At 61.9% G+C, this 22,822-nt stretch carries 16 protein-coding genes; 8 read left to right on the top strand and 8 right to left on the bottom strand.

From position 1 onward, the window contains the following. Positions 1–80 precede the first annotated feature (80 nt). Together ACILRC_RS00455 and imuA are read right to left on the bottom strand one after the other, a co-directional pair. Positions 81–1,376, bottom strand: coding sequence for a Y-family DNA polymerase (locus ACILRC_RS00455; RefSeq protein WP_395667357.1), 1,296 nt, complete (start codon positions 1,374–1,376; stop codon positions 81–83). After that, complete coding sequence (imuA, locus tag ACILRC_RS00450) at positions 1,351–2,163, bottom strand: translesion DNA synthesis-associated protein ImuA (RefSeq protein WP_395667356.1); 813 nt, start codon at positions 2,161–2,163, stop codon at positions 1,351–1,353. Before imuA ends, ACILRC_RS00455 begins: the two co-directional genes overlap by 26 nt. Positions 2,164–2,420: 257 nt before the next feature. Between imuA and ACILRC_RS00445 the strand changes: the two genes are divergently transcribed. The 6 genes from ACILRC_RS00445 (at position 2,421) to ACILRC_RS00420 (ending at position 9,151) form a co-directional block, all read left to right on the top strand. Beyond that, a complete protein-coding gene (locus ACILRC_RS00445) occupies positions 2,421–3,317 on the top strand; it encodes a branched-chain amino acid ABC transporter permease (protein ID WP_395667355.1) in 897 nt (298 codons plus the stop codon). Between the two features lies 1 nt (position 3,318). Beyond that, positions 3,319–4,395: a branched-chain amino acid ABC transporter permease gene (locus tag ACILRC_RS00440; RefSeq protein WP_395667354.1), complete on the top strand. Its 1,077-nt coding sequence runs from the start codon at positions 3,319–3,321 to the stop codon at positions 4,393–4,395. Beyond that, the gene (locus ACILRC_RS00435) at positions 4,392–5,237 is read left to right on the top strand and encodes an ABC transporter ATP-binding protein (RefSeq protein WP_395667353.1); all 846 of its coding nucleotides are present in this window, start codon (positions 4,392–4,394) and stop codon (positions 5,235–5,237) included. The genes ACILRC_RS00440 and ACILRC_RS00435 overlap by 4 nt, the downstream gene beginning before the upstream one ends. Then, the gene (locus ACILRC_RS00430; protein ID WP_395667352.1) at positions 5,234–6,031 is read left to right on the top strand and encodes an ABC transporter ATP-binding protein; all 798 of its coding nucleotides are present in this window, start codon (positions 5,234–5,236) and stop codon (positions 6,029–6,031) included. Before ACILRC_RS00435 ends, ACILRC_RS00430 begins: the two co-directional genes overlap by 4 nt. A 4-nt stretch (positions 6,032–6,035) precedes the next feature. Beyond that, complete coding sequence (locus ACILRC_RS00425) at positions 6,036–7,892, top strand: AMP-dependent synthetase/ligase (protein WP_395667351.1); 1,857 nt, start codon at positions 6,036–6,038, stop codon at positions 7,890–7,892. 71 nt (positions 7,893–7,963) lie between these two features. Beyond that, positions 7,964–9,151, top strand: a complete 1,188-nt coding sequence (locus ACILRC_RS00420) for an ABC transporter substrate-binding protein (RefSeq protein ID WP_395667350.1) — start codon at positions 7,964–7,966, stop codon at positions 9,149–9,151. 122 nt (positions 9,152–9,273) lie between these two features. Here ACILRC_RS00420 and ACILRC_RS00415 read toward each other — a convergent pair whose 3' ends face one another. Together ACILRC_RS00415 and ACILRC_RS00410 are read right to left on the bottom strand one after the other, a co-directional pair. After that, the gene (locus ACILRC_RS00415; protein ID WP_395667349.1) at positions 9,274–11,127 is read right to left on the bottom strand and encodes a hypothetical protein; all 1,854 of its coding nucleotides are present in this window, start codon (positions 11,125–11,127) and stop codon (positions 9,274–9,276) included. Between the two features lie 53 nt (positions 11,128–11,180). Continuing rightward, positions 11,181–12,578: a hypothetical protein gene (locus ACILRC_RS00410; RefSeq protein WP_395667348.1), complete on the bottom strand. Its 1,398-nt coding sequence runs from the start codon at positions 12,576–12,578 to the stop codon at positions 11,181–11,183. 219 nt (positions 12,579–12,797) lie between these two features. Here ACILRC_RS00410 and ACILRC_RS00405 point away from each other — a divergent pair, with 219 nt between their 5' ends. Further along, the gene (locus ACILRC_RS00405; RefSeq protein WP_395667347.1) at positions 12,798–15,059 is read left to right on the top strand and encodes a glycosyl hydrolase; all 2,262 of its coding nucleotides are present in this window, start codon (positions 12,798–12,800) and stop codon (positions 15,057–15,059) included. On the opposite strand, the gene ACILRC_RS00400 is transcribed toward ACILRC_RS00405, so the two are convergent. Together ACILRC_RS00400 and ACILRC_RS00395 are read right to left on the bottom strand one after the other, a co-directional pair. Further along, on the bottom strand, positions 15,060–16,724 hold the full coding sequence (locus tag ACILRC_RS00400; RefSeq protein WP_395667346.1) for a family 16 glycosylhydrolase: 1,665 nt from the start codon (positions 16,722–16,724) through the stop codon (positions 15,060–15,062). It lies immediately after the preceding gene. A gap of 65 nt (positions 16,725–16,789) precedes the next feature. Further along, on the bottom strand, positions 16,790–18,115 hold the full coding sequence (locus ACILRC_RS00395) for a glycoside hydrolase family 30 beta sandwich domain-containing protein (protein WP_395667568.1): 1,326 nt from the start codon (positions 18,113–18,115) through the stop codon (positions 16,790–16,792). A gap of 358 nt (positions 18,116–18,473) precedes the next feature. Between ACILRC_RS00395 and ACILRC_RS00390 the strand changes: the two genes are divergently transcribed. After that, positions 18,474–20,690: a hypothetical protein gene (locus ACILRC_RS00390; RefSeq protein WP_395667345.1), complete on the top strand. Its 2,217-nt coding sequence runs from the start codon at positions 18,474–18,476 to the stop codon at positions 20,688–20,690. A gap of 125 nt (positions 20,691–20,815) precedes the next feature. Here the strand turns inward: ACILRC_RS00390 and ACILRC_RS00385 are convergent, their stop codons facing one another. Continuing rightward, positions 20,816–21,751, bottom strand: coding sequence for a glycosyl hydrolase family 17 protein (locus ACILRC_RS00385; RefSeq protein ID WP_395667344.1), 936 nt, complete (start codon positions 21,749–21,751; stop codon positions 20,816–20,818). Continuing rightward, complete coding sequence (locus ACILRC_RS00380) at positions 21,748–22,821, bottom strand: glycosyl hydrolase family 17 protein (protein WP_395667343.1); 1,074 nt, start codon at positions 22,819–22,821, stop codon at positions 21,748–21,750. Before ACILRC_RS00380 ends, ACILRC_RS00385 begins: the two co-directional genes overlap by 4 nt. Between the last annotated feature and the right edge of the window lies 1 nt (position 22,822).

Raw genomic sequence — 22,822 nt, 5'->3', positions numbered from 1 at the left:
CATTCTCCGTATGTACGACTGAAACCGTGATGATGACCAGGCCATCCAATGCAGCACAGAAGTGATTCGCTAACACCCCTCTACGCAAACATACCATGCAGATACCAGCCTAAGGCGGTGTCCGGGTGGGTGTGGGTGGGGCGCTCGCGGTAGACCCAGACCAGGCCGGCTTGGGGGCTGTGCGCCACGAAATAGTCGCGCAGTGCCGGTGCGCCTTCGAGCCAGTCGGCTTCCAGGCGCTGTGGCCCAGCCAGCAGGGCCAGAGGGCCGTGGTAGTGCGGGCAGTGCGCGCGCACTGCCAACTTCAATGGTGGCTCCAGCAACCAGCTGGGGTACAGCGCGGCATGGGCGGGGGATGGTGACGAAGCCTTGGGTGCCGGTGTGCCAGTCCAGGGCAGCCACTGCTGCATGCGCTCTGGCGTGTGGCTGGCCTGCGCTTGGACGCAACGCACCGCATCGTGGGCCAAGCGCGCCTGCAGTCGCTCCAGGGTCTGGTGCAGGTCGTCGCCGGTGCGCAGGTCCTGGGGCAGCAGGCTCAGGCTGTCGGCGCCTTGCGTTGAGGTTTGCAAGGTGCGCAGGTGCAGATGCAGCACCGGTGCTGCCAGGTGCACCTGCGCAAGCTGCTCTGCCAACAGCCGCTGCAGGTGCTGCATATTTTGGGTGGCTTGGGCGGTGCGCAGCGCCAGCCGCCCATGGCGTGCGGTGCCACGGCGAAGGTCGTAGTCCCACAGCAGCTCCAGCGCCAATACGCCGCGCTGGCGTGCACGCAGCCACACTTGCAATTGCGCAAGCAAGCGGCGGGCGCCAAACAGCAAGGCCGGTGCCGACTCCACGCCGGTGCTGAACTCCAGCGCAGCCTCGAACACATCGGGCAGGGTCAGCCACGGGTAGACCTCGGGCGCGCTGCCATACGCGCGGTCCAGCGCAGCGAGCAGTTCTGCGCCAAAACGGCGGGCCACCCCGGCGCGGGGCAAGGCGCGCAACTGGCCCCAGCGGGTGCACCCCAGGCGTGTCAGCGCAGGCAGGTGGGCTGCAGCAGCGCTCAGGGTATGCAGTGGCAGGTTGTCGGCGGGCAGCTCGGCCTGCGAACAGCGGATGCGAGCCAGGGCCAAGAGCGCGCTGGCACCTTGTGCGTGGCGCATAGGGCACGGTGCGGGCGGATACGCAAGCAGGCGCTGCACCAGGGCATCGCGCCCCCCAAACAGGCGCTCGCTGCCCGAGACTTCCAGTAGCAGCGCTTCTTCGAGCCGCGTCACCATGGGGGTGAACCGCAAGGCCCACCAGCCCAGGGCGGTGTCGGCATCGACCAGCGCTGCGCTGTCCGTCTCTGCGCCGCAGGGCGCAGCGGTCTCAGGCAGAAGTGCAATCCAGTGCATGGCGCTTGGAGGCTGCCAGCAGCAGCTGCAGGGCTGGGCAGCGGGCGGGCAACTGCAGGCTGTGGGCAAGCGGCGGACCGCGGCGCTTAGGCAGGTGCACCTGCAGTGGGTCCACGCATGCGCTGTAGTGTGCACGGGGGAACGCGGCGGGGGACGCGCTGGGTGGCATGTTGAACAGTGCCTCGGTTGGTGCGCCGGGTACGGCAATGGGCGCAGGATTGGATTGCGCGCTCAGGTGCAAGCGCAGCACCGCTGGTGAGGCCATGTGCTGGGCCGAGGCAGGGCGCATCAGAAAAAACAGTTTGTGGTGCTGGGCTGCTGCCATGTGCAGTCGACGCAATGCGTCGCTGCGCACCGCCGCGCTCTGGCGCTCTGGCAGCCAGAGCAGTACCGCATCCACCGCCGCGCAGCGCAGCAACTGCTCGGCGGCCCACAGGCGCTGAGCGATGGTCTGCGCCTGGATGCACAACAAGCGCTGGTGTGGCAAGCCCTGCGCCGCCAAGGCGGGGGCGAACGGCACATAGGGCGGACCAACGAGTGCCAGCGGCCCATCTCCGCAAGCGACCAAGGCGGGCAGCAACAGGCGCCATTCGGCGTGCAGACCTTCGGTTTGCAAGACCTCGATCAAGGCTCCCACCGGCCAACCCGCGCCGGGCAGCTCGGCGTCGAGTACGGCATGGCCAGTGCACTGCACCGGCGCTGCGGACTGCGCCAGCGCATGCGCAGGCCAGACATCGGCATGCAGCGCTGGCGCGCTTTCATCAGCAAGAAGTGGAAACGGGGACATGACAAGGACAGGCTGGCAGCGGATGGTTGCAGGCGATGAATACTGTATAAAAAAACAGATATTAACGCCCCTTGCGATGCGGGGCTATTCCCGCAGCACAAGTCCTGGTTCAACAAGCAATGCGCGTGCGGATTCGCTCTAAAAAGACCGCAGCCTGTAGCAGGCGCACACAAGCCCGGCGCAATCCATCGGTGTGAACCCTATCGGCGAATCGAAGACATCCCACTATAAACAGGGTCTGACCAATGGGAGACAACGTGCAGGTTCTTCAACTGCTGATCAGCGGTATTGCGCAGGGGTGCATTTACGGGCTGATCGCGCTGGGCTTTGTGCTCATCTACAAGGCGACCGAGACCGTCAGCTTTGCCCAAGGCGAGCTGATGATGCTGGGCGCCTTTGGCGGCCTGGTGGGGCTGACCATGCTGGGCTTTCCCTACTGGATCACGGTGCTGTCCACGGTGGCTGGCATGGCCATTTTTGGCATGCTGCTCGAGCGCATGGTGATTCGCCCGGTGTTGGGACAGCCAGCCTTTTCAGTGGTAATGCTGACCATCGGTATTGCCTATGTGGTGCGCGGTTTGGTCACCATGATTCCCGATATCGGCACCGACACCCAGGCCTTGCCCGTGCCCTATAAGGACGAGATCTGGAAGTTCGGTGGCGACGCCATGGGCATAGGCGCGCTCATTCTCAATGTGGAACACATGGCCGTCATTGCCACCACCGCCGTGCTATGCGGCCTGCTGTTTGCGCTGTTCCGTTACACCAAGCTGGGCATTGCCATGCAGGCCGCCTCCCAGAACCAGCTGGCGGCTTACTACATGGGCATTCCGGTGCAGCGGCTCAATGGCATTGCCTGGGCGCTGGCCGCAGCGGTGGCTGCGATTGCGGGCCTGCTGCTGGCCCCCATCACCTTTGTCCACGCCAACATGGGCTTCATTGGCCTCAAAGCCTTCCCGGCTGCGGTGGTGGGCGGCTTTGGCAGCTTGCCGGGGGCCATCGTGGGCGGGCTGGTGATTGGCTTGGTGGAGTCCTTTGCCGGCTTTTACCTGCCCGATGGTTTCAAGGACACCGCCGCCTATGTGGTGGTGCTCATCATGCTGATGGTCAAGCCTACCGGCCTCTTTGGCCCCAGCCTGCGCAAGAAGGTCTAACGTGCGTTTCATTTTTAAAACCGACTACGCGCAAGACATTCGGCTGGCCAAGCACGGCGGCCATGTTTTTTGGTACGGCCTGCTGCTTGCTACCTTGCTGGTGGCGCCTTGGCTATTGGCCGAATACTGGCTGGCGCAACTGACCTTCGTGCTGATTTATTCGATCGCCGGTTTGGGCTTGATGCTGCTGGCGGGCTTTACCGGCCTGTTCTCGCTGGGCCACGCGGCGTTCTTGGGCGTGGGCGCTTACACGCAGGCGGTGCTGACCCACATGGGGGTGCCATTTCCGATTGCCCTGGCCTGCGCTGCCGGTTTGTCTGCGGCCGTCGGACTGGTGGTGGGCTTGCCGGCCTTGCGGGTCAAGGGCATTTACCTGGGCATGGCCACCCTGTCGTTTGGCTTCATCGTCGAAGAGGTGCTGGCGCGCTGGGAGTCGGTGACTGGCGGCAACGCAGGCATGCACATCAAAAAGCCCGAGCTGTTTGGCTGGGTGCTCGACAGCGGGGACCAGTTTTACTGGCTGTGCCTGGGGCTGACCGTGGTGTGCACCTTGGGCATTCTGAACCTGCTGCGCTCCCCCACCGGGCGTGCCTTTGTAGCGATACGGGATTCGGAAATCTCGGCGCAAAGCATGGGCATCCATCTGGCGTATTACAAGACGCTGTCGTTCTCGCTGTCGGCCGCGCTGGCCGGCATTGCTGGGGCCTTGTATGCGCACAAGCTGCAGTTCATCTCGCCCGACCAGTTCAGCTTGCTGCAGTCCATCGATTTGCTGCTGATGATTGTGATCGGCGGCGTGGGCTCGGTGCACGGGGCGTTTCTGGGTGCCATGTTCCTCATCAGCATGCCTCAGCTGATCGCCTTGTTCAAAGACCAGCTTCCCGCCACGATCGGCCAGGCACCAGGCCTGCAGGCGGTGGTGTATGGCGCAGTGGTGATTGCCTTTGTGTTGTTTGAACCGCAGGGTCTGTACGGCCGCTGGCTCAAGGTGCGTACCTATTTGCAGATGTTTCCGTTTTACCGACAAGGCATGTTCAAACGCCAAAAGTCATTCCAGAAATCGGACCGCTTGAAATGACGTCTTCTCCTGTACTTCTCGCGGCCAACGAAATCAGCGTGCGCTTTGGTGGCGTGTTGGCGGTCAACAAGGTGAGCTTTGAGGTGCGCCAGGGCGAGGTCTTCACCCTGATTGGCCCCAACGGCGCGGGCAAGACCACGGTGTTCAACCTCATCAGCCGCATCTACACACCCACCAGCGGCAGCATCAGTTACCTGGGACCGCAAGGCATGATCGCGCTCACCGAGCAGGCGCCGCAGGCGATTGCCGCGCTGGGTATCGCGCGCACCTTCCAGAACATTGAGCTGTTTGAACACGCCAGCGTGCTGCACAACCTGCTCATCGGCAGACACACCCACCGGCGCACTGGCTTCTGGCAAGAGCTGGTCTTTAGCCCAGAGGTGCGCCGCGCCGAGTTGGAGGCGCGTGCGAAGGCCGAAGATGTGATCGATTTTTTGGGGCTGCAGCACTACCGCGACACCTATGTCGCTGGCCTGCCCTACGGCGTGCGCAAGGTGGTGGAGCTGGGGCGGGCGCTGTGTACCGAGCCCAAGCTGCTGTTGCTCGACGAGCCCTCTAGCGGCCTGAACTTGGAGGAAACCGACGACATGGCGTTTTGGATTCAGGACATCAAAAACGAGCTTGGCATTACGGTGCTCATGGTCGAGCACGACATGGGCTTGGTCTCCAAAGTGTCTGACCGCGTGCTGGCCATGAGCCAAGGCGAAGTGTTGGCCATGGGCAGCGCCCGCGAAGTGCAGCGCGACCCCGGCGTGATTGAAGCCTACCTGGGCTCGGCCGACGATGTTTCCTCCCTGCGGCGCACCGCCAACGCCAGCGCCACCGACAGTCCCACACCATGAGCATGCACCCTCCCCCCGTGAGCGGCCAACCGGTGCTCAAGCTGCAAAACGTGGAAAGCGCCTACGGCCCGATCAAGGCCATCCGGGGCGTGAGCCTGGAGGTTGCACGTGGCGAAATCGCCACGGTGCTGGGCTCCAATGGCGCGGGCAAAACCACGATTTTGAAAACCATCTCTGGCATTCTGGACCCGCGCAAAGGCAGCATCGAGTTCAAGGGCCGCGACATCACCGCCAAAGACCCGGCCACCATCGTCACCCAAGGGCTGAGCCACGTGCCCGAGGGGCGCGAGGTGTTCCCCTTGCTGAGCGTGCGCGACAACCTGCTGATGGGCGCCTACACCCGCGCCGACCGCGATGGGGTGGCGCGCGACATGGAAACCGTGTTTGGCTACTTTCCAATTTTGCGGGAGCGTGCCACCCAAGATGCGGGCCTGCTTTCGGGCGGCCAGCAGCAAATGCTGGCCATCAGCCGCGCCCTGATGGCCGACCCCGACATGATCTTGCTTGACGAGCCCAGCCTGGGCCTGTCGCCCAAGCTAACCAAGGAGATTTTCGAGATCGTGGTGCGCATCAACCGCGAGCGCGGCACCACCATCTTGCTGGTCGAGCAAAACGCCAACATGGCGCTCAACGCCTGCGACTACGGCTATGTGCTGGAGAACGGTCGCATCGTGATGGAAGACACCTGCGCCCACTTGCGCGAGAAGGACGACATCAAGGAGTTCTACTTGGGCCTCAAAGACGACGGCGTGCGCGGAGAGCGCCGCTGGAAAAAGAAAAAGATGTGGAGGTAACCCCGTGAGCGTTTTGTGGGATCTCCAACACCTCCAAGCCAACACCGACAGCGTGTTGGACGGCAACACCATTCCCGCCATGTTTTGGGAGGCAGTGCGCAAGCGCCAGCACCGGGTCTGGTTGCGCCAAAAAGACAAAGGCCTGTGGCGCAGCCACACCTGGGAGCAGACCGGCGTGGCGGTACAGGAAATTGCCTGCGGGCTGATGGCCCTGGGCTTTCAGCGGGGCGAATGCGCATCCATCCTGGCCAACACCGTGGTGCAGTGGGTGTGGGCCGACCTGGCCGTCCTGTCTGCCGCAGGCGTATCCAACGGCATCTACCCCACTGATGCGCCCAGCCAAGTGCAGTACCTGTGCGAGGACTCGCGCACCACGGTGCTGTTTGTCGAAGACGACGAGCAGCTCGACAAGGCCCTGGAGGTGCGCGCGCAGCTGCCGCTGTTGCGCAAGATTGTGGTGTTTGACATGCACGGCCTGCGCGACCTGCAAGATCCCGATGTCCTCAGCCTGGACGCCTTGCGCGCGCTGGGCCGCAGCTACGCCCAAACCCACCCCGGCGCACTCGAAGCCTCGGTGCAAGCCTGCCAGCCCCAAGACCTCGCCATTTTGGTCTACACCTCGGGCACCACTGGCAAGCCCAAAGGGGCCATGCATTTGCACAAGGGGCTGGTCTACACGGTGCGCGGTTTCAATACGCTGCTGGCGCAAAACGAGGACGACGAGCGCATGTGCTTTTTGCCGCTGTGCCACATCGCCGAGCGCATGGGCGGCGAGTACTTTTCGCTCTACACCGGCACCATCCTCAATTTCGTAGAGAACCCGCAAACCGTGCCCGAGAACGTGCGCGAGATCGCACCCACGGTGTTCACCGCCGTGCCCCGGGTGTGGGAGAAGCTGTACTCGGGCGTGATGATTGCGCTCAAGGAATCCGGCTGGCTGCAGCAAGCCGCGTTCGGCTGGAGCATCCGTGTTGGTGAACGGGTTGCCGCGCAGGTGCTTGCGCAGGCCCCGGTGGGCGCCGCCCTCAAGCTGCAGTTCCAGCTGGCCCGCTTGCTGGCCTTGAACAATGTGCGCCGCTTGCTCGGCATTCACCGCGCGCGCTATCTGGTCACCGGCGCGGCCCCGATTTCGCCCGACCTGGTGCGCTGGTACTTGGCCTTGGGGGTGCCCATGCTCGAGGTGTGGGGCATGACGGAAACCTGCAGCGCCTCCACCGGCGTGCCGGCCGCGCGCATCAAACCCGGCAGCATCGGCCCGGCAGCTGGCTTCAACGAAATCCGCGTGGACCCCCAAACCCAAGAAATTTTGGTGCGCGGACCCAATGTGTTTGCCGGCTACCTGAACCAGCCGGAGAAGACCGCCGAAACCATAGACGCCGATGGCTGGCTGCACACCGGTGATGTGGGCGAGATGGACGCCGACGGCTACCTGCGCATCACCGACCGGATGAAGGACATCCTGATCACCGCGGGTGGCAAAAACATCACACCCAGCGAGCTCGAAAACGACCTGAAGTTTTCACCCTACATCACCGACGCGGTGGTGATAGGCGACAAGCGCGCCTACCTGACCGTCATCATCATGATCGATCAGGACAATGTGGAAAAGTTCGCACAGGACGCCGATGTGCCTTTCAGCAACTACGCCAGCCTCACCCGCAGCCCTGAGGTGCAGGCCCTGATCCAGGGCGAACTCGACCGGGTTAACAAAAAGTACGCGCGGGTTGAGCAGATCAAAAAATTCTTTTTGCTGGAGAACCAGCTCAGCGCCGAGGACGAAGAACTCACGCCCACCATGAAGCTCAAGCGCAAGCTGGTGGAGAAAAAATATGCCGCGCAGATTGAGGCGATGTACCGCTAAGAGCCCCCAAGCGATGTGGTATTTCAACCAGGTTGGTAGTGTGTAGGAACTGAATTTTTACAAGGAGACTGATGATGAAGTTCAAAACCCTTTTTGCCCACAGCGCCGTGCTGGGCCTGGCCCTCGCGGGCGGTCTGGCGCACGCGCAGCAGGGCGTGAGCAAAGACGAAATCACCGTGGGCAGCATCCAGGACCTGTCAGGACCGCTGGCAGGTTTTGGCAAGCAAATCCGCTCGGGCATGGCGCTGGCGGTGGACGAGATCAATGAGCAAGGCGGCATCAACGGCCGCAAGGTCAAGCTGCTGGTGGAAGACTCGGGCTACGACCCCAAGCGGGCGGTGCTGGCGGCCCAAAAGCTGGTCAACCAGGACAAGATCTTCATCATGCTGGGCCACCTGGGTACCGCCCAAAACATGGCCGCCATGCCGGTGCAGTTTGAGAAGAACGTGATCAACTTCTTCCCGGTCACTGCGGCGCGGGAAATGTACGACCCCTTCCACCGTTTGAAGTACGCCTTCGCGGCCACCTATTACGACCAGATCCGGTTTGCTGTGCCCAGGCTGGTCAAAGAAAAAGGTGCCAAGAAAGTCTGCACCATGTACCAAGACGATGACTTTGGCCTGGAAGTACTCAAAGGCGGCGAAGACGGCTTGAAGAGCATCGGCATGGAGTTTGCCGAGAAAACCAGTTACAAGCGCGGCGCAACCGACTTCTCCTCCCAGGTTGCAAAAATGCAGTCCAGCGGCTGCGACTTTGTGGTGTTGGGCACCATCATCCGCGAGACGATTGGCGCCATCGGCACCGCCCGCAAGCTGGGCTACAACCCCACCTTCCTGGGCTCCAGCGCGGCCTACACCGACCTGATCCACAAGCTTGGCGGCAAGGCCATGGACGGTTTGTACGCCACCATGACGGTGCAAAACCCCTACACGGATGAGCAGTCCCAGCCGATCCGGTTCTGGGCCAACAAGTACAAGACCAAGTTCAATGACGACCCCACCGTGTTCTCGGTCTATGGCTACTACGTGGTCAACGCTTTTGCCAACGCAGCCACCAAGGCCGGCAAGAACCTGACGACCGACAGCTTCATCAAGGTCATGGACAACACCACCATCCCGACCGACATGTTTGGTGCGCCAGCGGCCACCTTCACAGCCACCAAGCGCTTGGGCAGCAGCGTCTCACGCCTGTCGCAAATCAGCGATGGCAAGTGGAAAGTGGTGTCCGAGTACTTTGGCGACACCGCAGCCAAGAAGTAAGCAACAAGCCGCTTAGACACCAAGCGGCTTAAAAAAGACCACCCCCGCCAGGCGCACCGGTTGACGGTGCATCTGGCGGGGGTGGTCTTTTTTTTGGCTGGGCTACGGCCAGCCAAGCACTGCTACTTGAACCAGTGGATATTGTCGAGCCTGATGGCTGGCATGCCGGTACGGACGGGGTTTTTGGTGACACTCTCGATATCGGAGATCGAGAAGCGCTGCAACACCAGGCTCAGGTCCAGCTTCGGATTGGCTGCCTTGAACGCACTTAGGGGGATGCTCACATCGCACCAGTTGTTGGTGTTGCAGTAGCCGTAGGTACCGTTGGATACCAGCACATAGGCTTCTGCCCCCGCGCCCAGGACGGTGTCGCTGCTGACGCCAATGCGCAGCTTGTCAGCGTAGCTGGTTTTGACACTAAAGCGCAGCGAGCCGTTGGCGAAGTTCGATAGATTGGCGGTGCCGTTTGGCGTGGTGGACTGCCACAGCAGGCCCCAGCCGTAGGACGCTGGTGCCGTGAAGTTTCCGATTTCAATGTACTTGCTCAACGCCGGACTGGCCCCTACGTCGCCGGGTGCAGAGTCTCCGGACTCGGTGTAAGACACATTAAAGGGGGTGCCCCCTCCGTACATATCGGCTCGCATGCCCACAGGCCAACCTGCCGGGACGCTCTGATCAAAAATGACGAACTTGTCTGTCGTCACCGCAGCGCCCGGCACCGGTGGCTTGAAATACAGCGCCTGGGAGTCTGCGCAACTGCCAGCCTCTTTGGCCCAGGTGGCCGTGGGATTGAGCGCTTGGGCACTGCAACGGGCCTCGCGGACTACAGTAAACAGACCCCATTTGTCATCCTGCCCCTTCCACGGCTCATCGAACGCCTCGAAGTACACGATGCCCTTGGGACCGTTGTTGTTCTTGGACTCGACGGCCCAGTCCAGCAAACGCTCGAGGTACATTTTTTGGTTGACCGGGTGACCGGTGTAGCGGTAGCGCTTGTCGTCGGTGGGGTCGGTCGCTTTCCAACCGGTTTCACCGATCACGATGGGCAGGTTGGCGCGCCCGCTTTGGTCGAGGAAGCTGCGCGCAAGTGCATAGTCTTTCTTGGCCTTGCCAACGGCCGCCTCCATCATCGCCCGGGCACGCTGGGTTTCGTCGGTGACGCCAATTTGCTGCCAATCCCAATCGGGCAGGGGGTCGTTGTCGCTGAAGTTGCTGTAGTACAGGTCTTCGCTGGGGTAGGTGTGGATCGAGGCGAAGTCGAGTTGGCGGAATACCTCGGACACCTGCTCGGAGGCATTGCGCACATTGCCAGCAAACAGGGCGTAGTTGTCGTCGGTCGTTACCGGCTGGGTGATTTGGTCGCGCACTGTTTTGATGTAGCGCGCCATGGTGCCGGTGGAAATGGCATTGGTCGACCAAGTCACCATGGTTTCATTGCCCACGCTCACCGCCACCACCTGGTTGGGGTAGGCCTTGGCCAGGGCCACGCCCCGGGTGATCTCGTCTTCGTTGGCCGCGATGACACTGGCGCGGGTTACCGGGTTGGTCAGGTATTCGTAGCTGTTGACGTAGATGCCCAGCATCACCTTAATGTCGAGGTTGTTGGCGGTGATGACGCGCAAGGTGCGCGCGGCCACCTTGTCCGAGCTGTCGAAAATGCGGATCAGTCCAATGCCTGCGGACACCAGCAAGTCGAGGTCCTCTTTCACCTGGGCATCGGTAATGACTTCGGTCTCACGGCCTGCCACATTGGGCGCCGTGCGGTAGGGCGAATACGCGACCGCTTTGCGCTCTAGAAACGCTGCGGGCAAGGGACGCAGATTGGACGAGGCTGCGGTCAAGGCAGAGCCGCTGCTGGCATCGGTGGTGGTGCCGCCACCGCAGGCCACCAAGGTGAGCGCCACGGCGGCCGCCACCATCGTGAAGGCAAAGGCTGTGCGCTTGGCGTGTCCTGGGTTTGCAAATGTCGGTTCCATGGGTTCTCCGGTCGTTCGTGCGCTGCGCTGGGTTGTGGTGTTCGATGTCATGGTTAGAAGCTGTAAAGCATGCCCAGGGTGATCCAGTAGCCATCGCGCGTGACGCGGGAGTCCACATTGCTAAACGACGCATTGCCCGGCATGGACATAGGCGAAAGCCCTTGTTTGCCGTAATGCACCATGGCCGCAGTACCCGAAAGCTCCAGCCCACGGGCCAGGGCGTAGCGGGCGCCTAAGGTGCCAAAGATCGCGCTGTTACCCTGACCACGGTCGCTGGGGTTGCGTGTCTCTGCGGCACCCAGATAGACCATGCCAACCAGGTAGGTCCAGGGGCCGTCGCGGTAGCGTGCCCCCAGCATCGCGTCGATCGAGGAGGCAGAGTAGCCGGGGTGGCTGGTGGCAAAGGGGTTGCTGTAGTCGACGTTGAAGCCTGAGGTCCACTTCGTAGCGGGGTTGAACACGACATTGGCGCCGCTCCATTGGTTATGGCGAATGCCTCCTGACACCTCGACCTTGGCATTGACTTGGTAGCGCGCCATGGCCATCACGATGCTTTGGTGGGTTTCACCGAACTTCGAACCGTCTGTGCCGACATAAGAATCGTCGTCCACAAACGGGGTCACGCTGGAAAACGGCGCGTGACCCCAAGCACCAGCGTTGCCATTGGTGGCGTGCTGTACCACGGTATCAAGCACCAGATCGCCCTTGCTGTACTGGCCGTACAGCTCAAAGAAGCTGGGGCGCAAGCGCTTGAAGTTGGTGTTACCGCGGTCGTAGGTCAACTCCAAAAACAGGTTGCCCTCGGCCACATCCAGCGGACGTGAGCCGAGCCGGATGGCGTTGGCCAGCATGCCGTAGCCGGCACCGCTGGCGCCCCAGGCCTCGGCCAAACCGAGGTTGCCGCCATACGGGTAGTCGGCCACGCTCCAACCCCGGGTGGTCATGGCGCCTACACGCACGCTGCCAATGTCTTCGTGACTCAGTGCGACATTTTTTTCGTACCAGTAGTCAGGGATGTCCACAAACTCAGCGTAGCGGGTTTCCTCCAAATTGCCATTGACCGTGCCTTGGCGGTAGCGCTGGCTCAGGGTGGCCGAGATTTCATAGCCCTGTCCCAGGCGGCGCTTGGCGCCCAAATAGGGCTGCACCTGCCAATTGGTCAAGGTGGCAAACGAGTAACTTTTGCCGGGAATGATGGCGTCGGCGGCCTGCAACTGCTTGGAGGTGTTCTTGTTGGCCACCTGACAGTTGAGGCAGTAGTTGCTCTGGGCGGTGGTGGTGCCTTCAGCGAAACCCGTCAAACTGAACATACCGTCGGGCCCGAAGTCCAGGGCATAACCCAGCGAGCTGCCGGCCAACAACACGGTGCACACACCCGCTTTGACAGCGCCAAAAGCAGCAGACGGTGTGCGCTTGAAATCGACAGGGGGCGTAAAGGGTTTGGGGGTCATTCGGTGTTTCATAGGGGTCGTACCAATGGATAGGCTGGCAATGTGAAAGCGCTTTCAAGAGAATAGCTGCGCCGACTCGTAGCGTCAACCAAAATGCCCTCCGTGTTTTCCCGTATGCGTTGCGCCCACCTGTGTCGAGCCAGTTACGGGTTTACCCGCACCATTGTTGAAAGCGCTTTCACTATGATCTTGCGATACTTGTTTTCAACGGACATCGCCATGATTTCTGCGCTGCGTACCTGCTTGCTTCTTGCATCGGTCAGCCTCTTGGGCACGGTCGTCACCGCGCAAACCGTGCCGCTGGGTGCGGCGTCGATTTACACCGCGCCCAAGAAGGGCGACCGCGAGATTCCGCCGGCGCGCTTTCGCACCCCAACCATGCTCAATACGCCAGCGCAGACCTCGCAGTGGTATTCGACGGTGCTGTACAGCGCCAAGCCCGAGGCGCTGTTCGTGCAGCCGATGACGGTGCGCCCGACGGCTGCCGGGCTGGAAGTGGCGCTGCCCGTCAAGGAAGTGCAACCCACCGAGCGGCGCGACGTCGAGATCCGCTATCCGCATGCAGCGCCCCTGCTGATCGCGCCCGCCGCATTTGCGCCCGGCCAGTCCAAGTTGGCGCAGCGCGGAGACTGGTCGGTTGCCATCTCCATGGCACGTGAGGCCGACGATATGACGGTCCATGTGGCCCGCGGTGTGCCGTACGCGCTGGTGCGCATCAGCCGTGGTGACGCCTTGCTGACACTGCCCAGCGGCGCCAGCGCCCAGGTGCACGGCACAGACACGCGGGTGCTGCGGGTGAATGCCAAAGGCGTGCACTACGCAGTGTTTGGGCCCAGTGGCGGTGCCTGGAAGCAAAACACCGAAGCGCAATGGCAGTTGCAACTGCCCGCAGGCAAGGGGTACTTGTCTGCTGCGGTCTTGCCCGACGGTGCAGATGCCACCGTGGCGCTGTTCACCCGGCATGCGTACACCGCCATCGTCGACACGCGGGTGGGCTGGAAGTTTGACCGCGCCTCCAGCACCGTGGAAACCACCTTCAGCGCCACCACCCAAGCCCTCGAAGGCGCACCGGCCAGTGCCCTGCTGGGCCTGTACCCGCACCACTGGTTCAACAACCCCAGCGTGGCCGACAAGCTGGGGCCGGCATTCGACACGGTGCGCGGAAAAATCCGGTTGCTCGCAGCCAACGAGTTCAAAACCCGCCTGACCTACAACGGCTTTGTGCCCTACTGGCCGGCCATTGCCGACCCCACGCGCAAGGCGGAGCTGGCCGAGCTGACCAAAGCCGACCAGCGCAACGCGCGGCGCATGATGCTCGAAGAAGGCAAAGGCCCGTACTGGCAAGGCAAGGGCTTGCAACGCATCCTCAAGCTGATGGATGTGGTGGAGCAAGAGGGCGACCTCGCCGGGCGCGATCGGTTGCTGCAGATGGTGCAAAAACGCGCCGAGTCCTGGTTCACCGGCGAGGGCGGCGGCTACTTCTACTACGACAAAAAAGAAGGCACGGTGGCGAGCTACCCCGAAGAGTTTTTTACCGTCGAGCAGCTCAACGACCACCACTTCACCTACGGCTACTGGATACGCGCTGCCGCAGAAATCGCCATGCGCGACCCGCAGTGGGCCAGCACCGAGCGCTGGGGCGGCATCGTGGACCTGCTGATCGGCGACATCGCCACCGCGCAACGCGAGGGCGCACCCTTTCCCTTCTTGCGCAACTTCGACCCCTACGAGGGCCACTCCTGGGCCTCGGGCATCGGCATGGGCGAGATGGGCAACAACCAGGAGTCGTCCTCGGAGGCAATCAACGCGTGGGTCGGGCTGATTCTGTGGGCCGAAATCAAGGGCGACACTGCCTTGCGCGACCTCGGGCTGTACCTCTACACCACCGAGGTCGAGGCCATCAAGCACTACTGGTTTGACATCCACGGGCTGGTGTTTGCGCCCGAGTACAAGAACATCGAAGTCAGCATGCTGTTTGGCGGCATGTATGCGCACAACACTTGGTGGATCGATGACCCACGGCAGATCAAAGGCATCAACCTGCTGCCCATCACCACCGCATCCGCCTACCTCGGCTTTGACCCCAACTTTGTAAAAAAGAATGTGGCATCGCTGGGCCCTGAGACCGCGATCTACAACGCCCGTGGTCGCTATGCCAAACCGCCTGACATCTGGCAAGACCTGTTTGCCAAGTACCTGAGCCTGGCCGATCCGGACGCGGGCCTTGCCTCGTGGAACCGCTGGGGGTCCTTCGAATTGGGCGACACCCGCAGCCACGCGCTGCACTTCATGCAAAGTCTCAAAGAAATGGGCACGCCCGACTTTGGGGTGACTGCCAACACCACCTTGTACGCGGTGTTCAAACGCGTCAACGGACAGCGCAGCTACCTAGCCTACAACGCGGGCAAATCGCCCATCACCGTCAACTTCAGCGACGGCAAGTCGATGACGGTACAGGCCGGCCAGCTAGGGCGACTCTGATCACGGGCTGACTTGGTACACCCGCACGTAGTCGACCTCCAAGCCCGTCGCTGACAAGGTGGCGTCGTTCACCGTGCCACCCAGCACGCCGCCGACAGCCACATTGAGCAGCAGGTACTGCGGCCGATCGAACGGCCACGCTGCTGGGTTGCTGGACTTGGTGTAGCTGGGCCGAAAGGACACACCATCCACATAAAAGTCGATGGCGGTGGGCGTCCATTTGATTTGGTAGTTGTGAAACGCAGTGCAGGCGTCCGCCAGCGGCCGCGAGCCGGTGCTGCCATTGCCTCCCGAGCCAGCGGAGGTGTGCACCGTGGCCAGCACCGTTGCCTTGTCCCAGCCAGTTTGCTCCATGATGTCGATTTCGCCCTGCGCGGGCCAGGTGTCCACGCTTGAGCCCAATGTCCAGATGGCCGGCCAGGTTCCGGTACCGCAAGGCAGCTTGGCGCGAATCTCGAAGAAGCCATAGGTCCAGCTCGCTTTGCCGCGCGTGATCAGGCGCGCGGAGGTGTAGCCCTGCCCACCCCAGTCGTTGACCTGGCCTGCAAGGCTCTCTTTGCGTGCAGTGATCAGCAGCCGTCCGTTTTGCACTGCCGAGTTTTGCAATCGGCCGTTGCTGTAGTACTGCAGCTCGTTGTTGTACCAACCCTGCGTGTTGCGATGCGTGTCATACGCCCAGTTGTTGGTATCGGGCAAGTTGGTGCCGGGTGTATTGAACTCGTCGGCCCACACCAAGCGGTAGCCCGCCGGCACCTGGTTGCCCGCTGCGGCTGTGACCCGCACGGTGGACATCGCACTGGCCTGCGTGCCATCGTGGACCACCAAGCCCAGCACGTACTCGCCCGGCACATCTGGTATGAAGCGCGCTGCCACGCTGGTGGCCGCAATGAGGCTGGCCGTGCTCTGCGACGGCCTTGCGACAAAACTCCACTGGTAGGTCAATGCGTCGCCGTTGGCATCGGTGCTGGCGCTGGCACTCAGATCCACCGCGGCGCCCACCACCGCGTTTTGCGCTGCGCCAGCATGGGCGTGGGGCGCCACCGCAATCCGGGTGCTGCCGGTGCCACCGTTCAAGGTGGACTGGAAATGCGCGCGCGCATCGGCTTCGCCGACCGGGGAACGCCCCGCCGATGTGGCGCCAACCAATCCGGTCACAGCCGGGTTGCTTCGGAAAGAACTGGTGGGCACATCGAAGTTGAGCGGCGACGTCGCCAAAGCCGCGGCCTGCGGCGGCAGCGTGATTCCGTTGGCCGGGTTGGCATCAGCATCCAGACTCTGCAACAACACCAACATGTTGAGCACACGCTGGTCTTGCGGGTTGGTCGTGCCAGCGACATCCAGAGGCGTCAGCACCGGCTTGGCGGCGGTGCTTGTCAACAGAATGGCGCCAAGCGAAAACACAACCGACTCACCCGGGCGGTACTGGTAACGCCCCGACGCATCGGTGGTTCCGCTTAGGCTGGGGGTGGTGTAACGCAAGCCCGCCACAGCACCATCCAAGAACACACCCAGCAGCGGCTCGGACTGGGTAGCTTGGCCACTGCTGCCACCGCCTGCGCCGCCGCAGGCTGCGGCTTGCAAAGTGAGGGCGGCCAACAAGCCGCCTTGAGAGAGGCGCGGCACCAATCGCTGCGGGCGGCGCGCCATGCTATTGCCGGCAGCCATAGACAAGGTTTGTTGAAGTGTTTTGCATGGGTACTGCGACCTGCGTCCCTAGATGTGGTTGGGGTTCATGCATAGAGGCCTTCCCTCTGGCCCTTAACTCCGTAGCTGAACTGGTAGGTGGCAATCGACCTGGGTGGCAGCAATGCGCTCCAGGTGTGTGTTCCAGTGCAGATGTCAAACGCTTGGGATTGCTCGCTTCGGTTCAGGACAACGGTGGCGACCACGCCATCCGGGTTCAAGAACGCTGCGCACTCAAGCACCTCTTTATTGGATGCACACAGGACGCGTTGCGCGCCGACCCGGACGAACCGCGCAAAGTGGCCGATGGCTGCATAGGAACTCTGGAACGCCAAGGCGTCGCTCTCGACATCCGCCAACACCGGCGCGCTGCACAGGTTTCCGACATGGTTGGGGCCACCGGTGGTGTCCAGCAGCAAGTTCCAATCGATCCAGCCGACGGTCCAGCGGTTCAGGTCATTGATCATGGAGCGGGCATAGCGCTCGCCCAACTCCCACTCCCCCGCATGGGGCCCACCTTCTTGGCAGCCTTCGGTGAACAGCAGTTTTTTGTCCGGCCAGGCATCGTGCACCAACTGCACGTGGTCAAAATGGTCCTCGCCATACCAATGGAAGCCGGTGCCCCACACAAAATCGGCAGCCTCGGGGTCTGACAACACGATGCTGGCGCGCTCCACCATGGCGTCACGGTTGTGGTCCCAAACAACAATTTGGATGTGACCCAAGCCTGCGCTGCGCAGCGCAGGCCCCAGGTGGTCGCGAATGAAATCACGCTCTTCAACAGCACTGTAGATGCAGGAGTCCCAGCGTTGAACGGCCATGGGCTCGTTCTGCAACGAAACGCCCCATATCGCAATGCCATGGTCTGCGTAGGCCTGTATGAACTTCACGAAACACGCAGCCCACGCGTCTCGGTACTCGGGCAAAAGCGTTCCGCCGCCGTTCATCTGGCCGTTGCTTTTCATCCAAGGTGGCGGACTCCAGGGCGAGGCCAACAGCCGCAGCGGCGCGCCTGCCGCGTCCTGGGCGGCACGAATAAAAGGTATCAAGGCCTGTGCGTCCCTGGCCACTGAAAAATGTTCGAGCGCGGTATCCCCAGGAACTTCGGCGTGGGCGTAGTTGCCCAGTGAGAAGTCGCAGCTGTTCATGTGAACCCGACAGAACCTGTACCCATGTCCCGTCACAGGATTGAAGTACGCATGCAGCAATTCATCGCGGTGTTGCTGGCTCAGTTTCATCCAAGTCACCGCAGCCGCTTCTGTGAAAGCGCCACCAAAACCCTCGACCGTTTGAAAGGTTCGACTAGGCTCCACCCACACCCGCGCTGCGTGATGTCCAGCATCAGTCGAGGCCACCAAAGCACCTTGCGGCATCAAGTTCGGCCCTGCGCCCTGTGACGAGAGGTGCCATGACAACTGGTTTGGGTCCATCAAGATTCATCTCCTCGCAACGGATCGCGCAGTGGCCGGAATTTCCACCGCTCTACCCACTAAGAACAAGGGTAAGCACCAATGCAGCCAGTAAAGCATGTTCGATACTATCCGCTTGTGAAAGCGCTTTCATGCAATTGTGACGGCATTTCAGAAATCAGTCACGCACACACGCCAAAAATTTGAGGAACGCACAGACATGAACCACTCACCCAAAAATCTTGCGCTGACAGCAGTTTGTTTAGCGACAGTTGCATTCATCACCGGTTGCGGCGGGGGGGGGTCGACTGCTTCCGGCCCGGTGTCATTGACTGGCGCTGTCATTGATGGCTACATCACGGGCGCGATTGTGTGCCTGGACCTCAATAGCAACCGCGTTTGCGACAGTGGAGAACCAACCGCCACCAGCGGTACCAACGGGCGCTATTCGCTCACTGTGCCTACAGGAACCAACCTGACCAACCTGCACATCATTGCCACAGTCCCTGCAGGCGCGGTGGACAGCGATGCACCCACTACCCCCATTGCCAACCCCTACACGATGTTGGCGCCCGCCAGCATGCCCACGGTGGTGTCGCCACTGACGACTGCGGTCTCCGCGAAGATGATCGTAGAGTCCAAAACCTTGTCTGAGGCGCGTATCGCAGCGCGCAATGATCTGGCGTTGCCTCCTGGCTACGACTTCACCACCGACCACGTCACTGCCACCCATGCCGGGGCTCGCAATGTGGCCAAGGTAATGGCCGCGGTTCTGGCGGTCAAAGTGGGTACCGATACGCCAAACGCAAGCAATCTGGGCGAGGCGCTGACGCAAATTTCTTCTGGCGGTACCGCTGCGGCCGCTTACGCCAGCTCAGATGTCAGTGGCACGGTCAACAGCATCTTGGGTATCACCCCGCCGCCTGCAGGCAGCACGGCCGTGGTTAACTTCGACGGCACGCCACCGACCGCGGTCCGCGATACCGCTGGCACGGGAGGCTTCGCCAGCGTCACCGCCACGAAGCCCGCAGCGGGCGGCTCCGGATCGGTTTTGAGGCTGTTGCGCTCAGGCGGTGAGCCATATGCGCTTGCGGTGGTCGATGTCGCGGCCATTCCCTTCACCAGCACCCGCAAAACCCTGTCTGCCCGCGTTTACTCGCCCACGGCGGGTATCCCGATGAAGATCAAGCTGGAGACCACTGGCAACACCGCTAACTCTGGCAACGTTTCCTCCAACGAAACGGTCGTCGTCGGCTGGCAGACCCTCACGTGGACATTTAGCAGCATCGATACCACGTTGCCTTGGACCGCGATCGTGCTTTTGCCCAACCTCGACACAGTCGATGCGCCTCCTGGAAAAGCGTATTTCTTTGATGACATTGCTTTGAATGCCGCTGCTGCACCGCCTCCACCTGCAGGCAGCACGGCAGTGGTCAACTTCGACACCACGCTACCAACCGCCGTCCGCGATACCGGTGGGACGGGCGGTTTCGCCAGCGTCACCACCACGCCACCTGCAGGAGGTGGCTCCGGCTCGGCTTTGAGGCTGTTGCGCTCAGGCGGTGAGCCTTATGCACTCGCGGTGGTCGATGTCGCAGCCATTCCCTTCACCAGCACCCGCAAAACCCTGTCTGCCCGCGTTTACTCGCCCACAGCCGGCATCCCGATGAAGATCAAGCTGGAGACCACTGGCAACACGGCCAACTCTGGCAACGTTTCCTCCAACGAAACGGTCGTCGTCGGCTGGCAGACCCTCACGTGGACATTTAGCAGCATCGATACCACGTTGCCTTGGACCGCGATCGTGCTTTTGCCCAACCTAGACACCATCGACGCAGCGCCCGGAAAAGAGTACTTCTTTGATGACATCGCGTTGAATGCCGCTGTCGAATCCCCGCCGCCGACTCCAGGGCCCACCACCACGGCGGTGGTTTCCACCGGCTTCAACGCGGACAACACCACGAAGAACGGCGGCACCTGGAACGTTTATTCGGGTGATGGCGCGATCGATGCTGGCTCAGGCGGCGGCTTTGGTTCGCCCAGCAATGTGTACCTGTACATCAACAATTCAGTACAGCCTTACACCTACCAGGGAATTTCAGTCAAGTCGCCCGCCGGCTCCAATGTGAGCGCAGTTGGAAAGACCACTCTGAACTACACCTTCGGTGTCAACCCAGAATGGTTTGCCGGAACGAACGGGGCCAAGTTTGCAATCTCCATTTTGGCCAACGTTCCTGGCGTCTCAACCCCAAGTTGCGACCCTGAAGTCTCAACGGTTGTGAACGCGACTGCAAGTGCAGACACTGCCTACGCGACGCCTTTGTCCAGCTTCACTGCCATCAAACAGGATTGCGGCAATGCCAGCGTCACGCCAGCGCAAGTGCTTGCCGGAGCGATCAAGGCGGTTGACTTCAAGGCCAACGGTGGAGCCGCTGCGTGGACCATCAATGGGCTGACCAGCAATACCAACACAACAGTCCCAGCGGGCGGTCTGTACCCCACAACCATCAACGTGGTGGGTGGAGTGCAGTTTCAGTAAACCCCGATGGGGACAGACCTTTGACCGGTAACGGTCACTGGGGCCATTGACCAGAAAAGGTCGATGGCCCTTTTTTGTTTTGGTGGGGCGAAGACCAGCCGATCCGCAGGCCGCAGACAGGAAGGTCAGCCCAACCGCTCTGCAAAAAGTCCCTGCATCACCTGCTTGGGCCGACGGTCCACATCGAAAAGGCCCCAGTGTTTCTCCGGCTCCAGGGGGTCGGGCGAGCCTTTCCACGGTTCGTCAAAGGCCTCGAATACAAACACCAGCGTGCCGCTCTCGCGGGACCATTGCATCAGCGCCTCGTAATAGACCGCCTGCAGACGCTGCGAGGCGTTATCCGGTTGGATTCCACGGCCGTTGGACTGGGTGGCCCAGCCAGCTTCGGTAATCACAATCGGCTTGTCCGGGTAAAGCGTGGCAACACTTTGGACGTTGTCGATGGTGTAGGCCAAGGCCTCGTGCACTTGCTTGTACTCCCACACCGGGTAGGTGTGCAAGGACAGAAAGTCGAGCTCGGGTACCAGGTCGGCTAACTTGTGCTGCCAGGGCACGTAGTTCTCGCAGAACGTCACCGGCTGGCGCACGCCCGCTTTGACCTGGCGGACGTAGTCGATCATGCGTTCCACGGGCACCAGGTGGTCGGTCCAGTCGACGGTGGCCTCATTGCCCACTGCCACCGAAAACACGGTATCCGGGTACAGGTTGGCGAGTTGGACGAGGCGCTGCACCTCCAACGCATTGGCCTGCATGCTGGCCTGCAGCGCCGCTTCGCTCAATGGCGTGCCCCAGGGGCATTGGGGGTTGTTGACCTCGGCCCCCAAGTACGCACCCAGCATGACCTTGAACCCAAAGCCTTCATCTTGGATGACCTGCAGCACCCGCTCGGCATGCAGGCTGCAGTCGTACAGGCGCAGGTACTGCCAGTGGCGGGACAGGATCATGAGGTCCTCGCGGATTTCGTCCACCGAGGGATAGGTTTGGTCGCCAGGGTTTTGGTTACGCCGGTAGCCCGAGTAGCAAATGGCGTTACCGGGTGCAAATTGGAGCATGGGTTTCATAGGAATTTGGCCTGACCGTCTTTGTCCCACAGGCCCCAAAAGGCGCCCACATCGCCTTCGGCACCGACCTTCCAGGCTTCATCGAATGCGGAGAAATAAAAAACGTCAATGCCCTCGCGCTCGGCCCAATCGAAGGTGTCGTTGAAGTAGCGCAGCGCCGCATCCGGCGATGGTTGTGCGGCGCCAAAGGGGCTGCCCCGATCCGGCCAGCCGGTCTCGCTGACGATGACCGGTTTGCCGGCGGCCACGGCCTGCGTACGCCGCACCATGCTTTGCATGGCGGGCAGCGCCTGGTCCAGCGTGTAGCCCTCCCAAAACGGGTAGCAGTTGGTGAGCAGCACATCGCACACCGCGCTCACACGCGGGTGCAACTCGAACAGATAGTAGGCATCCACATAGCCCACCGGGATGCCCGGCAGTGCCGCCTTGACCTGTTCGATGCAGGCAATCAATGCGTCCTCGCTCAGGTCTTCGCGCAACAGCACTTCGTTGCCCACGGCCACCATGTCGGCATGGCCGGCCTGGGCCACCGCGATCACGCCCGCTAGCTCGCGCGCGTTGATCTCCAAATCGGTGCCCAACCAAGCGCCTACCAAGGTCTTGAGCCCCATGCTGTGGGCCAGTTGGGGAATGTGTTCGTTGCCCTCGGTGCACGAAAAGCTGCGTACCCAGCGGGTGTGGGGGGCGATGTGTTGCAGGCGCTGGCGGATGGGCTCCTCTTGCAACACCGTGCCCGGCCCTTGGCCGTCAAGGTAAGGGCTAAAGCACAGCCCATGCACCTTGCGTTGCAGGCGCTGCGCCAGGTCGGCTCGCAGCGCCTGCTGCGCCTGCGGCTCCAACACCAGGCCCGACGCGGATGCGGCCACGGGTGCGGGCGCAGCTGCGCCCTGCTCCCGGTTAGCGTCGCCACGGCCGTGGCCTGCGGGGTGCGGCGGGTTCTGGCGCTCGCCAGGACCCGCGTCGGCGGGGGACCTCCCATGGCGATTGGCTTCACCAGGGGTGTGGGCGTCGGCGCGGTCCGAAGCATCGGTGTGCGCCGCATTCGATGGCGTGTTGTGGGGGCGTGACATA

This window comes from Rhodoferax sp., from assembly GCF_044236835.1.
GTDB lineage: Bacteria > Pseudomonadota > Gammaproteobacteria > Burkholderiales > Burkholderiaceae_C > Allorhodoferax.
Note: the sequence above shows the minus strand (reverse complement) of the source record. Positions and strands in the feature narration are given on the sequence as shown.

What these genes read in the sequence shown, in the direction of transcription:
- ACILRC_RS00410 (WP_395667348.1), bottom strand. Translation starts at nt 12,578, where the DNA reads ATGACCCCCAAACCCTTTACGCCCCCTGTCGATTTCAAGCGCACACCG.
- ACILRC_RS00430 (WP_395667352.1), top strand. Translation starts at nt 5,234, where the DNA reads ATGAGCATGCACCCTCCCCCCGTGAGCGGCCAACCGGTGCTCAAGCTG.
- ACILRC_RS00435 (WP_395667353.1), top strand. Translation starts at nt 4,392, where the DNA reads ATGACGTCTTCTCCTGTACTTCTCGCGGCCAACGAAATCAGCGTGCGC.
- ACILRC_RS00385 (WP_395667344.1), bottom strand. Translation starts at nt 21,751, where the DNA reads ATGAAACCCATGCTCCAATTTGCACCCGGTAACGCCATTTGCTACTCG.
- ACILRC_RS00415 (WP_395667349.1), bottom strand. Translation starts at nt 11,127, where the DNA reads ATGGAACCGACATTTGCAAACCCAGGACACGCCAAGCGCACAGCCTTT.
- ACILRC_RS00395 (WP_395667568.1), bottom strand. Translation starts at nt 18,115, where the DNA reads ATGCCGCAAGGTGCTTTGGTGGCCTCGACTGATGCTGGACATCACGCA.
- ACILRC_RS00420 (WP_395667350.1), top strand. Translation starts at nt 7,964, where the DNA reads ATGATGAAGTTCAAAACCCTTTTTGCCCACAGCGCCGTGCTGGGCCTG.
- ACILRC_RS00380 (WP_395667343.1), bottom strand. Translation starts at nt 22,821, where the DNA reads ATGTCACGCCCCCACAACACGCCATCGAATGCGGCGCACACCGATGCT.
- ACILRC_RS00400 (WP_395667346.1), bottom strand. Translation starts at nt 16,724, where the DNA reads ATGGCTGCCGGCAATAGCATGGCGCGCCGCCCGCAGCGATTGGTGCCG.
- imuA (WP_395667356.1), bottom strand. Translation starts at nt 2,163, where the DNA reads ATGTCCCCGTTTCCACTTCTTGCTGATGAAAGCGCGCCAGCGCTGCAT.
- ACILRC_RS00405 (WP_395667347.1), top strand. Translation starts at nt 12,798, where the DNA reads ATGATTTCTGCGCTGCGTACCTGCTTGCTTCTTGCATCGGTCAGCCTC.
- ACILRC_RS00455 (WP_395667357.1), bottom strand. Translation starts at nt 1,376, where the DNA reads ATGCACTGGATTGCACTTCTGCCTGAGACCGCTGCGCCCTGCGGCGCA.